Source organism: Sulfitobacter sp. KMM 9851 (assembly GCF_057178245.1).
In genome coordinates, this window is record NZ_CM169991.1 from 917,810 (window position 1) to 932,403 (window position 14,594).

Below are 14,594 nucleotides of genomic sequence, written 5' to 3' on the forward strand. Positions count from 1 at the left end.
CGCAATTGATCCGCATGCGGAAAGGCTTGGCGGATGTTCGCCTTTCGTGCTAGTGCATCAAAAAAGCAACAAAATTTAGCGAGGCGGCAAAAGATGCGGGTGATTGGCATAGATCCGGGGCTGCGGAACCTTGGCTGGGGCGTGATTGACGTGGCAGGCAGCCGGTTGACCCATGTGGCGAATGGGGTCTGCACCTCTGAGGGTGATGATCTGGGCGAGCGGCTGTTGTCGCTGCACGGGCAGTTGACGCGGGTCTTGGCCACATGGCGGCCGCAGGCAGCGGCGGTCGAGCAGACATTTGTGAACAAGGACGGGGCCGGTACGCTGAAGCTGGGTCAAGCGCGCGGCATTGCCATGCTTGTGCCAGCGCAGTTTGGCCTAACGGTGGGTGAATATGCCCCCAATACCGTCAAGAAGACGGTGGTGGGCGTGGGCCATGCAGATAAGGGGCAGGTCGCGCATATGGTGCGCATGCAGATGCCGGGGATCGACATCGCGGGGCCGGACGCGGCGGATGCTTTGGCAATTGCGATCTGTCACGCCCATCACGGCGGGGCCAGCACGCTGGCGCAAGCGGTGGCGAGGGCGAGCGCATGATTGGCAAGATTACGGGCCGCATTGATTACCGCGCCTCAGACCATGTGCTGATTGACGTGCGAGGGGTCGGTTATCTTGTCTACGTCTCTGACCGAACAATGGCGGCACTGCCGGGTGTGGGCGATGTTGTGGCGCTGTTCACCGATCTGGTGGTGCGCGAGGATTTGATGCAGTTGTTTGGCTTTCAGACGCTGGTGGAAAAGGAATGGCACCGGTTGCTGACGTCGGTGCAAGGCGTCGGGGCAAAGGCGTCGCTGGCGATCCTAGGTACGCTGGGGCCGGACGGGGTCAGCAGGGCCATTGCCCTGGGCGATTGGAATGCGGTCAAGGCTGCAAAGGGTGTCGGCCCCAAGATCGCGCAGCGTGTGGTGTTGGATCTCAAGGACAAGGCACCCGGTGTGATGGCAATGACCGGTACGCTGGCAGAGGCCCACGGCGAGGCAGCAGCGGCGGTCGATGAAAGCGTGATAGAGGCCGCCACACCGCGCCGCGCGCCCAAGGCTCCCGCACCCAATGCATCGGCTCAGTCCGAGGCGTTGTCGGCACTTGGCAATCTTGGCTATGGCCCCGGCGATGCGGCAGGGGCCGTGGCGCAGGCGGCGGGCGATGATCCGGGGGCAGATACCAAAACGTTGATCCGCGCGGCCCTCAAGCTGCTGGCCCCGAAAGGGTGAGGGTATGTGCGGGCAGTCGGCATTGGCTGAACCTTCCTCTGGAAGAACGATCAACCCTCCGGCATAACGGGACGACATGACTGATATAGACCCCACCTTGCGGCCCGACCCGCTGCCCGAAGATTTTGACCGCGCCTTGCGACCGCAGATGCTGTCGGAATTTGTCGGTCAGGCAGAGGCGCGGGCAAATCTGGCGGTGTTCATCCAGTCTGCCAAGCAACGTGGCGAGGCGATGGACCACACACTGTTTCATGGCCCGCCCGGATTGGGCAAGACGACGCTGGCGCAGATCATGTCACGCGAACTGGGGGTCGGCTTTCGCATGACCTCGGGGCCGGTATTGGCCAAGGCGGGTGATCTGGCCGCGATCCTGACCAACCTTGAGGCGCGAGATGTTTTGTTCATCGACGAAATTCATCGGCTGAACCCGGCGGTGGAAGAAGTGCTGTATCCCGCCTTGGAGGATTTCGAGCTTGATCTGGTGATTGGCGAAGGGCCAGCGGCGCGCACGGTGCGCATTGAGCTTCAGCCCTTCACCCTGGTTGGGGCGACGACGCGGATGGGGTTGCTGACCACACCGCTGCGCGATCGTTTTGGCATTCCCACCCGGTTGCAGTTCTATACCGAGGACGAGCTGTTTATCATCGTGGATCGCAACGCGCGCAAACTGGGCGCGCCCGCAGATGAGGGCGGCGCACGCGAGATCGCGCGGCGCGCCCGTGGCACGCCTCGTATTGCGGGGCGGCTGTTGCGCCGCGTGGTGGATTTTGCGGTGGTTGAGGGCGATGGCCGGGTGACGCGGGACTTGGCGGATATGGCGTTGACCCGCCTAGGCGTCGATCATCTGGGCCTTGATGGGGCGGACCGGCGGTACCTGGCGTTGATTGCCGAAAATTATCAGGGTGGCCCAGTGGGGATCGAGACGTTATCAGCGGCGCTGAGCGAGAGCCGGGATGCATTGGAAGAGGTGATCGAGCCGTTTTTGTTGCAGCAGGGGCTGATCCAGCGCACCCCGCGCGGGCGGATGTTGGCGGCCAAGGCCTGGACCCATCTGGGGCTTTCCGCGCCCAAGGGGCAAAACGATCTGTTTGGTTGATGGGTCAAAATTGAGTTTATTTGGCAAGATGAAGATGGACGCAGAGCAGATAGAAACCTTGTTTACCCGCCGCGACGGGCAGTTTGCCTTTGCACGTTGGGGGCGGCCAATTGCACCGGTGGTCTTTGGTATCGAAGATGATGCGCTGCCAGTGGTCAAAGGCGCGCTTGAGGCCGTCGTGAACTTGGCCGGGCATGAATTGGCCGAGATGGACGCCGAGCTTGGCAGCAACCTGATGATGTTCTTTTTTTCCGAATGGTCGGAATTGCCCGAGGTGCCGGGCATGGACAAGCTGGTGCCGGAATTGGGCCCCTTGGTCGATCGGCTGGAGACGGCAGGGGCCAACCAATACCGGTTTTTCCGCTTTGACGCGCAAGGCGCGATCAAGGCCTGTTTCGTATTTTTGCGTATGGATGATGCGTTGCGCGATATGTCGGCGCAGGTTCTGGCGTTAAGTCAGGCCGTACAGGTGATTTTGCTGTGGTCAGATGCGGCGTTTAAAGAGCAATCGCCGCTGGCGCTGGCCGATGATACCTTGGTGTTGCGGCCTGAAGTCGCTGATCTGATCCGCGCTGCCTATGACCCGGTGATGCCGCCTGCGGCCAATGACGCCGCCCATGCCTTGCGTTTGGCGGCGCGGGTTGCGGTGCGTGGGTAATGCATAAGTTTCCGGTTCGCATCTTTTACGAAGACACCGATATGGCGGGCATTGTCTATTACGCCAATTACCTGCGTTACATCGAACGGGCGCGGTCGGACATCGTGGAACAGTTGGGGCTTGATCAGCGTGCGATGCGCGAGACGGGTATCGTCTTTGCTGTGACGCGGGTTGAGGCGGATTATCTTGGCGTGGCGCGATTTGGCGACCGGCTGGAGGTACGCACGACTCACGCGGCGACCGGCGCAGTGCGCTGGGTCTTTAATCAAGACGTTTACCGCGACGACCAGCTGATTTTTCGCGCCAAGGTGACAGCAGTTTGCATGTCCACAGCTGGTAAACCTATGCGTTTGCCAGCGAAACTTCGCTTAAGTGGCGATGATCTGGCGGATTGATACCATAATCCTAGCAATCCCAGTTGCAGTCAGATAGTTTTGCCCCAAATGGAGCCTTGGAAAACAAGGCCTTTGAGGCAGATCGCCCCGTAAAGGGCAGCAGAAAAAGAGCATATTTAGATGGAAGCAGAGACGCTGGCATTGGCGCAGGGGATTGATTTCTCCATGTGGGGGTTGTTCGCGAAGGCAACACTGACCGTAAAATTGGTGATGATAATGTTGATCGGGGCCTCATTCTGGTCCTGGTCGATCATCGTTCAGAAATACATTCAATACCGCAAGGCACGCGCCGAGGCGACGCAGTTCGATCAGGCGTTCTGGTCAGGCGAACCGCTGGACGGGCTGTTTGACACCATTGGGGCCGATCCTGAGGGGCCAGCCGAAAAGATTTTTGCGTCCGGCATGTCGGAATGGCGGCGGTCGCACCGCGAGGACGGCGGTCTGATCCCTGGCGCGACAGCGCGCATTGACCGCAGCATGGATGTGGCGATTGCCAAGGAAGCCGAGCGGCTTCAAAAGGGCCTGCCGGTCCTCGCCACCGTCGGTTCCACCGCGCCTTTTGTGGGCCTGTTCGGCACGGTGTTCGGCATCATGAACGCCTTTATCGAGATTGCGGCGCAGCAGAATACAAACCTTGCTGTTGTGGCGCCCGGTATCGCAGAGGCGCTGCTGGCCACCGGTATGGGCCTGATGGCCGCGATCCCGGCGGTTATCTTTTACAACAAATACAGCGCCGACAGTGACCGCATCCTCGGCAGCTATGAGGCGTTTTCAGATGAGTTTGCCACCATCCTCAGCCGCCAGTTGGACAGCTGACCCATGGGCGCAGGTGTAATCAAGAAACAAGGCGGGCGAGGGCGCAGACGCGGCCGCAGCCAGCCAATGGCTGAAATCAACGTCACACCTTTTGTAGACGTGATGCTGGTCTTGCTGATCATCTTTATGGTGGCAGCGCCGCTGTTGACCGTGGGTGTGCCCGTTGAACTGCCCAAGACTGCGGCCAGCGCCTTGCCGTCAGAGCCGGAAGAGCCGCTGACCGTGACCGTCAGCGTCGATGGCACTATTCAGATCCAGACCACAGACACCCCGCGTGACCAATTGGTGACCAAGCTGCTTGCGATAGCGGCGGAACGTGCCAGCGATCGCGTCTATCTGCGTGCAGATGGCAAAGTACCCTATGCCGTTGTCATGGAAGTCATGGGCGCGTTGAACAAGGGCGGTTTTTCCAACATTGGTCTGGTGACCGACATCGGCGGCCCGGCGCTGGATGGCCGCGACACGTCGGGTGGCTGAGCCGTGGATACAGGGCATTACATATCGGGTGCGGGCCATCTGGCCCTGATCGGCTGGCTGTTGTTTGGCGGTATTTTTAAGCCCGATCATTTGCCGGTTGAGATGACCGAAGTGTCTGTCATCTCCAGCGAACAATACGCCGCCCTCGTGGCGGCGCAGCAGCCGCCTGCTTCGACCAGCGAGGTGGCGCAACCCACCCCCCCCGAAGCGACCCCCGACGTACCAGAGGTGACGCCAGAGCCGGATGCGGTCATCGAGCAGCCGGAACCTGTGCAGACTGAAACCCCGCCGGAAGATACGCCGCCCGAGGTGACAGAGCAGACATTGCCGCCGCAGACCGAGGTCGAAGATACGCCGCCGGAGCTAAACGAACCGGTAGGCGATACCGCCGTGCTGGTCCCCGAGGTCGCACCGCGCCCAATCCCCCGCCCGGTGCCCCGCGTGGCCCCTGAACCCGTTGTGCAGCCGGAACCCGAGGTCAAACCCGACACCGAAGAGCAGCCTGCCGTGGCCCCCGATGCCGAAGGCGAAACTGTGGTTGAAGAGCCACAAGCGGCACAAACGCCCGAGGACAGTACAACTGAAATCGTAACCGAGGCCGACAAGGCCCCGAAAGCGTCGCCGCGCCCGCCGGGCAAGCGCCCCGCAGCGCCCAAGCCGACTGTGGTTGCAGAAAAGCCAGCTGCAAAGCCGACAGAGACCCCTGCGGCCAAACCTACAGAGAAACCTGCTGAGGCGCCCGCCGAGACGCCAACGCCGAAGCCTGCTGAACCAGCGACCGCGGACAGTGGCGCCATCAATGACGCCCTCAGTGAGGCATTGGCAGGCGCAGTGAACGAGGCGCCGGTTCCAAGCGGTCCGCCGCTGTCATCGGGGGAACGCGAGGCACTGCGCGTTGCGGTCTCTGCGTGCTGGAACATTGGGGCCCTGTCCACCGACGCCTCGCGCACTACAATCATTGTGGGCGTGAACATGAACAGTGACGGGACCCCGGTTGCCGGTTCGATCAAGCTTCTAAGCGCGACCGGCGGTTCTGACGCTGCTGCGAAACAGGCGTTTGAGGCGGCTAAGCGCGCAATTATTCGCTGTGGCGGCAAGGGCTATTCCCTGCCGCAGGAGAAATATAGCCAATGGCAAGACATCGAGATGACATTCGATCCAACGAGGAGCCGATAACATGATGACACGAATTCTGGGACTGCTGGCCGTTTGTGCGGCCACGGCGCTGATGATGACCGCGCCCACCGCGCGGGCAGAGCCGCTGCGGATCGTGATTGACGATCCGACGATCGAACCGCTGCCCTTTGCCGTGCCAAGCTTTCAGCCTGAAACCGGCGAAGCGGGGCAGATGGCGGTCGATCTGGCGCGTGTGGTGTCAGACGATTTGGTTGGTACGGGGTTGTTCCGTGAAATTCCGGCCAGTGCGTTTATCTCTTCGGTCAGCGATTTCAACGCCCCAGTGCAATACGCAGATTGGAAGGCCATCAACGCACAGGCGCTGGTGACCGGCGCTGTCAATGTCACCGGCAACACGGTGAACGTAAAGTTCCGCGTCTATGACGTCTTTTCCGGCGCCGAATTGACGGATACCAACGGGCAGGGCGGTTTGCAGTTTTCCGGCACTGTCGATGGTTGGCGCCGTATGGCACATAAAGTGGCCGATGCAGTTTACAGCCGGATCACCGGCGAAGGCGGCTATTTCGACAGCCGGGTCGCCTATGTTTCGGAAACCGGACCTAAGGATGCGCGACAAAAGCGGCTGGCGATCATGGATTACGACGGGGCCAATGTGCAGTACCTGACGGGATCAGGTTCCATCGTCCTGGCGCCGCGATTCTCGCCCGCGGGTGACCGTGTGCTTTACACCAGCTACGAAAGCGGATTTCCGCGCATCTATGTGCTGGATATCGGTACCGTTCAGCGCCGGGTGCTGGAAAGCGCCGAAGGCACGATGAGCTTTGCACCGCGCTTTTCGCCCAGCGGTCAGACGGTGGTTTATTCGCTGTCGCAAGGGGGTAATACCGACATCTACTCCATGGATATTGCATCCGGGCAGTCTGTGCGCTTGACGAATACGCCGGCCATTGAAACTGCGCCCAGCTATTCGCCAGACGGCAGCCGCATTGTGTTTGAAAGCGACCGTTCCGGCAGCCAGCAGTTGTACGTCATGCCTGCAACCGGCGGCGAAGCGACTAGAATTTCCTTTGGAGAAGGGCGTTATGGCACGCCGGTATGGTCGCCGCGTGGCGATCTGGTGGCCTTTACCAAACAGAACAAGGGTCGGTTTCACATCGGTGTTATGCGGTTGGATGGATCGGAAGAACGGCTGCTGACGGCGTCGTTTCTGGACGAAGGTCCGACGTGGGCCCCCAACGGGCGTGTGATTATGTTTGCCCGTGAAACCCAAGGGGCAGGCGGCGCATCGTCACTGTATTCCGTGGATATTTCGGGCCGCAACCTGCGTCCGATAAGCACCCCTGAGGGTGGGTCTGACCCGTCGTGGTCGCCCTTGCAAAAGTAAACATAATAACAGGTCTGAGACATTTCCAAACGTCACAGGCCTGTGGTAAAGAACGCACATAAGAAACGCCACCATCTGAGAGGCAGTAGCAATGAAACGTATTCTGACAAGCACTATTCTGGTTGCGGCGCTCGCCGTGTCGGCCTGTACCAACCCCAATCGTTTCGGCGCCGGTGACGGCGTGAATGCAGGCGCGGGCGCCGGCGTGGGGGCGGGCGGCATCGTACCGGGTAGCGCAAGTGATCCGACTTCAACCGCGTATTTCCAGCAGGCCATCGGCGATCGTGTCCTGTTCGAGGTCGACCAGTCCACGCTGACCGAAACCGGCCGTGCCACCCTGAACGGGCAGGCGGGCTGGCTGTTGACCAATTCCGATTATCAGGCCGTGATCGAAGGTCACGCCGATGAACAAGGCACCCGCGAATACAACATTGCGCTGGGGGGACGTCGCGCCAATGCGGTGCGTGAGTATCTGCTGTCGCAGGGGGTGCCTGCCGCACGCCTCAAGACCATCAGCTACGGTAAGGAACGCCCAATCGAGATTTGTTCCGAAGAATCCTGTTATGCCAAGAACCGGCGCGCCGTGACGGTGCTTGCCGGTGGTTTGACCAGCTAAAGGGTGAAAACCATGGTGTTTAAACGGTTCGTTTTTGTGATGGTTCTGGGGCTGCTCGCCAGCCCCGGTGCCGTCTTGGCGCAAGATGATCAGACGCTGGCGGATATCCGTCAGCAACTGACAATCCTCAACGTCGAAGTGCAAAAGCTGCGGCGCGAGCTGTCGACGACGGGCGGGGCCACGGTCGAAGCTACCGGCGGATCGGTGCTCGAACGGGTCAACACAATGGAAAGCGAGCTTCAGCGCCTGACGTCGAAAAGTGAGGAGTTGGAGAACCGGATCAACCGGGTCGTTGCCGATGGCACCAACCGCATCGGCGATCTGGAATACCGTTTGGTCGAACTTGAAGGCGGCGATGTTTCAACACTTGGCACAACCTCGACGCTGGGTGGCGGCGACCAGACGTCTGTTGCTGCACCGATCACGGCCCCGGCCACGCCGACCAACCAGTCTGAACTGGCGGTCAGCGAAGAGGCTGACTTCAAGCGGGCGCAGGAGGCGCTCGCATCCAGTGACTTTCGCAGCGCCGCAGACCTCTTTGCGACCTTCAATCAGACCTACCCCGGCGGTCCGCTAGCCGCCGAGGCGGAACTGCGACGCGGTGAAGCCTTGAACGGCATGGGCGACACCCGCGAGGCTGCGCGCGCCTTTCTTGCCAGCTTCAGCAGTGACCCGGTTGGTCCGGTGGCCCCACAAGCTTTGTTCGAGCTTGGCCGGGCGTTGGGTGTCTTGGGCCAGACCCAAGAGGCCTGCGTCACCCTCGGCGAAGTGGCTGTGCGGTTCCCTGCCAACGCCATCGTTGCCCAAGCAGAGAGCCAGCGCCAAAGTCTGGCCTGTTCCTGAGTTTGGATGGCTGGCTCAGCTGATAGCACCCTTGACCGGCTAAAGCGCCAGATTGCTGAAGCTTTTGTGTCGCACCCGCCTGATGTGCTGGGTGTGGCGGTGTCGGGGGGCGGCGATTCTATCGCCTTACTGCATCTGCTGCATAAATTTTGTGCACCAAACGACTGCCAGCTGCGCGCGGTCACCGTAAATCATGGGTTACGTCCAGAGGCCGCGAAAGAAGCTGAATTTGTCGCAGATCAATGCGCTCGGCTCAATATCCCACATGATACGCTGCACTGGCGCGGGTGGGATGGTCAGGGCAATTTGCAGAACGCGGCACGCAAGGCCCGCTATGAGCTGATTGCAGACTGGGCAAGCACGCGTGACCTCAAAACGGTGGCGCTGGGACATACGGCTGATGATCAGGCAGAGACGCTGCTGATGCGGCTGGCGCGGCAGTCGGGCGTTGACGGTCTGTCGGGGATGGCCCGACGCAGCCCGCGCAACGGTATCACCCTTTTGCGGCCGTTGCTGGGGGCGATGCGCGCGGATCTGCGAACATTTCTCGCTGACCAAGGCATCGACTGGTGCGATGACCCCAGCAATGAAGATCCAACATATGACCGTATTCGTGCGCGTCAGGCGCTAGATGTGCTTGGCCCTCTTGGCATCGACGCATCGGGTCTGGCCGAGGTTGCGGCGAATATGGCGCAGGCGCGTACCGCACTGGACTGGCAGAGTTTTCTGGCTGCCCGGGAAATTGTGAAGATTGATGGCGGCGCGGTGGTTATCGACGATCGGGGGCTGCGCATCTTGCCTGACGAAATCCAGCGTCGGCTGTTTATCCATGCGCTAAACTGGGTCAGTGGCAGCAGCTATCCGCCCCGCCGTCGGGCCGTGGCCGATATGATCTTGGCCCTGCGCCGTGGCGAAGCAGCGACCCTTGATGGCTGTCACGCGCGGCGCGTCAACGGCCGCATCTGGGTATTCCGTGAACTCAACGCCGTGCGTGACCTAAAGGGCGGCCTCGATTGCCTGTGGGACGGCCGCTGGCGCGTGTTGCGCCGCGATGAACCCGACGCTATGCTGCAGCAGGATGTCACGGTGCGTGTCTTGGGCAGCGAGGGGCTGAAACAATGCCCCGACTGGCGGTCAACGGGGCGGCCCCATACAATGCTTTTATCGTCGCCTGCGATCTGGCAGGGTGACGTTGTACTGGCTGCGCCCCTTGCCGGGCACGGCGAGAAGTGGCATGTGCAAGTCGACGGCGGTGAAGAGACCTTCTTTGCTGCGATATTATCGCATTGAACATGGGCGCATCATGTCTATCTTAATGGGGCGGTGGCCCGGTTAGGGTGCGCCCCATCGGCTGCGGGCCTTGCCTGCGGCTTTCTAGATTTAGGAGAATGTCCTTGGGCAATGTACGTAACCTAGCGTTTTGGGTTGTCTTGCTGCTGCTGGTTTTGGCGCTGTTCAATCTGTTCAGCGGCTCTGGTGGGTCGCTACAGAACAACGAAATCAGCTATTCCGAGTTTGTGAAGTCGATCAAACAGGGCGAGGTTCGCAATGTTACGCTGGATGGCGAACAGGTGCGGTTCCGCAAGACTGATGGGGCCGATTACGTTGCCGTTAAACCGGACGACGCCGAGTTGACAACGCTGCTGATCGACAATGATGTTGCTGTAAAAGTGCGTCCACAGCAGCAGTCGGGTTTTCAAACTTTCTTGATGTCGCTGCTGCCCATCGCGCTGCTGATCGGGGTTTGGATTTATTTCATGAACCGCATGCAGGGCGGCGGCAAGGGCGGGGCCATGGGCTTTGGCAAGTCGAAGGCCAAGATGCTGACCGAAAAGCAGGGCCGCGTGACCTTTGATGACGTCGCAGGCATTGATGAAGCCAAGGAAGAGTTGGAAGAGATCGTGGAATTCCTGCGCAACCCGCAGAAATTCTCGCGTCTTGGCGGTAAAATCCCCAAAGGGGCGCTGCTTGTGGGCCCTCCGGGTACGGGTAAAACGCTGCTGGCGCGTGCTATCGCAGGCGAGGCGGGCGTGCCGTTCTTTACCATCTCCGGTTCTGACTTTGTTGAGATGTTTGTCGGTGTCGGCGCAAGCCGTGTGCGCGACATGTTTGAACAGGCCAAGAAAAACGCACCTTGTATCGTGTTTATTGACGAAATTGATGCCGTCGGTCGCCACCGTGGCGCCGGCTATGGCGGTGGCAATGACGAACGTGAACAGACGCTGAACCAGTTGCTGGTCGAAATGGACGGTTTTGAAGCCAACGAAGGCGTCATTATCCTTGCCGCGACCAACCGCCGCGACGTTCTGGACCCTGCGTTGCTGCGCCCCGGTCGATTTGACCGTCAGGTGACAGTACCAAATCCAGACATCAAAGGCCGCGAGAAGATCTTGGGCGTGCACGCGCGCAAGACACCGCTTGGCCCCGATGTTGACCTGCGCATCATCGCGCGCGGCACGCCCGGTTTCTCGGGCGCTGATCTGGCTAACCTCGTGAACGAAGCGGCCTTGACGGCTGCGCGTGTCGGACGCCGTTTTGTGACGATGATTGATTTCGAACAGGCCAAAGACAAAGTTATGATGGGGCCCGAGCGCCGCTCCATGGTGATGACGGCCGAACAGAAAGAGATGACAGCCTATCACGAGGCGGGACATGCGCTGGTGGGGATGTCCCTGCCAAAATGTGATCCGGTCTATAAGGCCACGATCATCCCGCGCGGTGGGGCGCTCGGCATGGTGATGAGCCTGCCCGAGATTGACCGGCTGAACATGTTCAAGGACGAATGCCACCAGCGTTTGGCCATGGCGATGGCGGGCAAGGCGGCTGAGGTCCATAAATATGGCCCCGATTCCGTGTCCAATGGCCCGGCCGGTGACATCCAACAGGCCAGTGCGCTGGCCCGTGCGATGGTGCTGCAATGGGGCATGTCTGACAAGGTCGGCAACATCGACTATTCCGAGGCTGCTCAAGGTTATCAGGGCAGCACAGGCGGGTTCTCTGTGTCGGCCAGCACCAAGGAATTGGTTGAAAAAGAAGTTCAGAAGTTCATTCAGGATGGCTATGAACATGCTGCAAAGATCATCGACGAAAAGAATGTCGAGTTTGAGCGGCTGGCCCAGGGTTTGCTTGAGTATGAAACGCTGACTGGTGACGAGATCAAACGTGTGATGGACGGGTTGCCTCCGGCCGAAGATCCGGGCGAAGACAAGTCTGATTCCGGGAGCGCGCCGAGCGTGACAGCCGTGCCTAAGGCTAAAGGCAAAAAGACCCCGCCCAAAGGTGGCGGGTTGGAGCCAGAACCTTCGATCTGATCGCGCAATGTGATCGTAACGGCACAAAATATCATCAGGCCCTGCTTTAGCGGGGCCTTTTCTTTCGGGGGCGGGCCTGCCTTAACTGCACCGACAACGATGACGAGGAAGCAACGATGGCTGAATTTCGATCTACTGATTTCACGGGCACGATCACCTGGCTCGGAAGCGTCCCTTTGAAACGGGAAAATATCCGCTCTGCTTCGATCACATCGGCCTTCGCCAGTTTTGCAGGGTTCGAGGCGGATTTTCACGGCGGGCTAACGCGAGAGTCCTGCGTGCGTGTTAAAAACCTGTATCCCAAAGGCACCGAAATCCGGAATACCCGACAGCTTTCGATCCTGTCAGCCGAAGAGATGCGCCAGGTTGCAGCAGATATCGGTGTGGAGACCCTTGACCCGATCCTGCTGGGTGCATCGATCGTGATCGAAGGGATACCCGATTTCACGCTCGTGCCGCCCGGATCGCGCCTGCAAAACGCTGACGGGACCACCGTGGTCGTTGATGTCGAAAACGGCCCCTGCAACCTGCCTGCCCGAGAGATCGAAAATGATGCCCCCGGTCATGGTAAGGCGTTCAAGTCGGCGGCGCGGCGCAAGCGGGGTGTCACCGCCTGGGTGGAACGCGAGGGGATGTTGCGCGTCGGTGACGAGATGCGGCTCTTTGTGCCGAACCAGCCTGCCTGGCGCCACCTCTAGGCGGCTTGGCGCGCCACGAGTTTTCGGAAAGAGATTTCCGGTTCCTACCTGCGCCGCATCGAGCGTTGGAAATGTCGGAAACGCGACCTCGGGTACTGGCCTTGCACATGTATGACGGGGCAAGCAACATGGCCGACAGACGGCAACAGGGGATTCTCATGGCTTTCAAGACCGACATTCAAATCGCACGCGAAGCATCCAAACGTCCAATCCAGGAGATTGGCGAAAAGCTGGGTATCACCAGCGATGATCTTTTGCCCTATGGCCATGACAAGGCCAAGGTCAGCCAGTCGTTCATCAACTCCGTACAGGACCGAAAAGACGGCAAGCTGATCCTCGTCACCGCGATCAACCCAACGCCCGCAGGCGAAGGCAAGACAACCACAACTGTTGGTCTGGGCGACGGTCTGAACCGCATCGGCAAGAAAGCTGCAGTGTGTATTCGCGAAGCATCGCTTGGCCCGAACTTTGGGATGAAGGGCGGTGCCGCAGGCGGTGGCTACGCGCAAATCGTGCCAATGGAAGAGATGAACCTGCACTTCACAGGCGACTTCCACGCCATCACCTCGGCGCATTCGTTGCTGAGCGCGATGATCGACAACCACATCTACTGGGGCAATGAGTTGGACATCGACACCCGCCGCGTCGTGTGGCGCCGTGTTGTCGACATGAACGACCGTGCCCTGCGCCAGATCACTGCGTCGCTGGGGGGGGTGTCAAACGGTTTCCCGCGTGAGACCGGGTTTGATATTACTGTCGCTTCCGAGGTCATGGCGATCCTATGTCTGGCACGCAACCTTGACGACTTGCAGCAGCGTCTGGGCGACATGATCGTGGCCTACCGCCGCGACCGCACCCCTGTCTTTGCCCGCGATATCAAAGCCGACGGTGCAATGACGGTTCTGCTGAAAGACGCTATGCAGCCTAATCTGGTGCAGACGCTAGAAAATAACCCAGCCTTTGTGCATGGCGGCCCGTTTGCCAATATCGCGCATGGCTGTAACTCTGTCATTGCGACCACCACGGCGTTGAAACTGGCAGATTACGTGGTGACCGAAGCAGGCTTTGGCGCCGATCTCGGTGCCGAGAAGTTCATGAACATCAAATGCCGCAAGGCCGGTCTGTCCCCATCCTGCGTGGTGGTGGTCGCGACTGTGCGCGCAATGAAGATGAACGGCGGCATCGCCAAGGCCGACCTGGGCACCGAGAATGTCGATGCGGTGAAAAAAGGCTGTGCAAACCTTGGTCGTCACATCGAAAATATGAAATCTTTTGGCGTGCCGGTCGTGGTTGCGATCAACCACTTCGTCACCGACACCGACGCCGAAGTGCAAGCCGTCAAGGATTACGTGGCCAGCCAAGGTTCCGAGGCGATCCTGTCGCGCCATTGGGAATTGGGGTCCGAAGGGGCTGCCGATCTGGCGACCCGCGTGGCCGAAATTGCTGATGGTGACAGCGCCAATTTCGCGCCGATCTATCCTGATGACATGCCGCTTTTCAAAAAGATCGAAACCATCGCCAAGCGCATCTACCGCGCCGACGAAGTTTTGGCCGATCAAAAGATCCGCAATCAACTGAAAGACTGGGAAGAGCAGGGATATGGCCATCTGCCCGTCTGTATGGCCAAGACGCAATACAGCTTTACCACCGACCCGGACCGCCGCGGCGCGCCTACCGGTTTCAGTGTGCCGGTGCGCGAAGTGCGTCTGTCTGCCGGTGCCGGTTTCGTGGTGGTGATCTGCGGTGAGATCATGACAATGCCGGGCCTGCCACGGGTGCCATCTGCGGAAAACATCAAGCTTAACGCCGATGGCGACGTCGAAGGCTTGTTCTAAATCCTGCGGCGTGAGACCACGCAACCTACTGTAGATATTGATACCGGTAGGGTGCGT

General features: G+C 59.9%; 15 protein-coding genes. All 15 read left to right on the forward strand.

Features of this window, described 5'->3' with window-relative positions:
* Positions 1-93: 93 nt before the first annotated feature.
* The 15 genes from ruvC (at position 94) to AC1965_RS04610 (ending at position 14,537) form a co-directional block, all read left to right on the forward strand.
* Positions 94-597 carry a crossover junction endodeoxyribonuclease RuvC gene (gene ruvC, locus AC1965_RS04540; protein ID WP_483886104.1) on the forward strand — a complete coding sequence of 168 codons (504 nt, stop codon included), beginning with the start codon at positions 94-96 and terminating at the stop codon, positions 595-597.
* Positions 594-1,271, forward strand: a complete 678-nt coding sequence (gene ruvA, locus AC1965_RS04545; RefSeq protein WP_483886105.1) for a Holliday junction branch migration protein RuvA — start codon at positions 594-596, stop codon at positions 1,269-1,271. Before ruvC ends, ruvA begins: the two co-directional genes overlap by 4 nt.
* A gap of 76 nt (positions 1,272-1,347) precedes the next feature.
* Entirely contained in the window at positions 1,348-2,367 is a 1,020-nt protein-coding gene (ruvB, locus tag AC1965_RS04550) for a Holliday junction branch migration DNA helicase RuvB (RefSeq protein WP_483886106.1), read from the forward strand.
* Positions 2,368-2,395: 28 nt separating this feature from the next.
* The gene (locus AC1965_RS04555) at positions 2,396-3,025 is read left to right on the forward strand and encodes a hypothetical protein (RefSeq protein ID WP_483886107.1); all 630 of its coding nucleotides are present in this window, start codon (positions 2,396-2,398) and stop codon (positions 3,023-3,025) included.
* Entirely contained in the window at positions 3,025-3,420 is a 396-nt protein-coding gene (locus AC1965_RS04560; RefSeq protein ID WP_483886108.1) for a YbgC/FadM family acyl-CoA thioesterase, read from the forward strand. Before AC1965_RS04555 ends, AC1965_RS04560 begins: the two co-directional genes overlap by 1 nt.
* Positions 3,421-3,540: 120 nt before the next feature.
* Positions 3,541-4,236, forward strand: coding sequence for a protein TolQ (gene tolQ / locus AC1965_RS04565; protein WP_483886109.1), 696 nt, complete (start codon positions 3,541-3,543; stop codon positions 4,234-4,236).
* Positions 4,237-4,239: 3 nt separating this feature from the next.
* Entirely contained in the window at positions 4,240-4,713 is a 474-nt protein-coding gene (gene tolR, locus AC1965_RS04570; protein WP_483886110.1) for a protein TolR, read from the forward strand.
* A gap of 3 nt (positions 4,714-4,716) precedes the next feature.
* Positions 4,717-5,889: an energy transducer TonB gene (locus AC1965_RS04575; protein ID WP_483886111.1), complete on the forward strand. Its 1,173-nt coding sequence runs from the start codon at positions 4,717-4,719 to the stop codon at positions 5,887-5,889.
* A gap of 1 nt (position 5,890) precedes the next feature.
* The gene (tolB, locus tag AC1965_RS04580) at positions 5,891-7,234 is read left to right on the forward strand and encodes a Tol-Pal system beta propeller repeat protein TolB (RefSeq protein ID WP_483886112.1); all 1,344 of its coding nucleotides are present in this window, start codon (positions 5,891-5,893) and stop codon (positions 7,232-7,234) included.
* 91 nt (positions 7,235-7,325) lie between these two features.
* A complete protein-coding gene (gene pal / locus AC1965_RS04585) occupies positions 7,326-7,850 on the forward strand; it encodes a peptidoglycan-associated lipoprotein Pal (RefSeq protein WP_483886113.1) in 525 nt (174 codons plus the stop codon).
* Between the two features lie 12 nt (positions 7,851-7,862).
* Positions 7,863-8,693, forward strand: a complete 831-nt coding sequence (gene ybgF / locus AC1965_RS04590) for a tol-pal system protein YbgF (RefSeq protein ID WP_483886114.1) — start codon at positions 7,863-7,865, stop codon at positions 8,691-8,693.
* A gap of 6 nt (positions 8,694-8,699) precedes the next feature.
* Complete coding sequence (gene tilS, locus AC1965_RS04595) at positions 8,700-9,983, forward strand: tRNA lysidine(34) synthetase TilS (protein WP_483886115.1); 1,284 nt, start codon at positions 8,700-8,702, stop codon at positions 9,981-9,983.
* A gap of 104 nt (positions 9,984-10,087) precedes the next feature.
* Positions 10,088-12,004, forward strand: coding sequence for an ATP-dependent zinc metalloprotease FtsH (gene ftsH, locus AC1965_RS04600; RefSeq protein WP_483886116.1), 1,917 nt, complete (start codon positions 10,088-10,090; stop codon positions 12,002-12,004).
* 116 nt (positions 12,005-12,120) lie between these two features.
* Positions 12,121-12,702, forward strand: a complete 582-nt coding sequence (locus AC1965_RS04605) for an MOSC domain-containing protein (RefSeq protein WP_483886117.1) — start codon at positions 12,121-12,123, stop codon at positions 12,700-12,702.
* Positions 12,703-12,860: 158 nt separating this feature from the next.
* Positions 12,861-14,537, forward strand: coding sequence for a formate--tetrahydrofolate ligase (locus AC1965_RS04610; protein WP_483886118.1), 1,677 nt, complete (start codon positions 12,861-12,863; stop codon positions 14,535-14,537).
* Positions 14,538-14,594 lie beyond the last annotated feature (57 nt).

What these genes read in the sequence shown, in the direction of transcription:
- tolQ (WP_483886109.1), top strand. Translation starts at nt 3,541, where the DNA reads ATGGAAGCAGAGACGCTGGCATTGGCGCAGGGGATTGATTTCTCCATG.
- ybgF (WP_483886114.1), top strand. Translation starts at nt 7,863, where the DNA reads ATGGTGTTTAAACGGTTCGTTTTTGTGATGGTTCTGGGGCTGCTCGCC.
- AC1965_RS04605 (WP_483886117.1), top strand. Translation starts at nt 12,121, where the DNA reads ATGGCTGAATTTCGATCTACTGATTTCACGGGCACGATCACCTGGCTC.
- ruvC (WP_483886104.1), top strand. Translation starts at nt 94, where the DNA reads ATGCGGGTGATTGGCATAGATCCGGGGCTGCGGAACCTTGGCTGGGGC.
- tilS (WP_483886115.1), top strand. Translation starts at nt 8,700, where the DNA reads ATGGCTGGCTCAGCTGATAGCACCCTTGACCGGCTAAAGCGCCAGATT.
- tolR (WP_483886110.1), top strand. Translation starts at nt 4,240, where the DNA reads ATGGGCGCAGGTGTAATCAAGAAACAAGGCGGGCGAGGGCGCAGACGC.
- pal (WP_483886113.1), top strand. Translation starts at nt 7,326, where the DNA reads ATGAAACGTATTCTGACAAGCACTATTCTGGTTGCGGCGCTCGCCGTG.
- ruvA (WP_483886105.1), top strand. Translation starts at nt 594, where the DNA reads ATGATTGGCAAGATTACGGGCCGCATTGATTACCGCGCCTCAGACCAT.
- AC1965_RS04610 (WP_483886118.1), top strand. Translation starts at nt 12,861, where the DNA reads ATGGCTTTCAAGACCGACATTCAAATCGCACGCGAAGCATCCAAACGT.
- AC1965_RS04560 (WP_483886108.1), top strand. Translation starts at nt 3,025, where the DNA reads ATGCATAAGTTTCCGGTTCGCATCTTTTACGAAGACACCGATATGGCG.
- AC1965_RS04555 (WP_483886107.1), top strand. Translation starts at nt 2,396, where the DNA reads ATGAAGATGGACGCAGAGCAGATAGAAACCTTGTTTACCCGCCGCGAC.
- tolB (WP_483886112.1), top strand. Translation starts at nt 5,891, where the DNA reads ATGATGACACGAATTCTGGGACTGCTGGCCGTTTGTGCGGCCACGGCG.
- ruvB (WP_483886106.1), top strand. Translation starts at nt 1,348, where the DNA reads ATGACTGATATAGACCCCACCTTGCGGCCCGACCCGCTGCCCGAAGAT.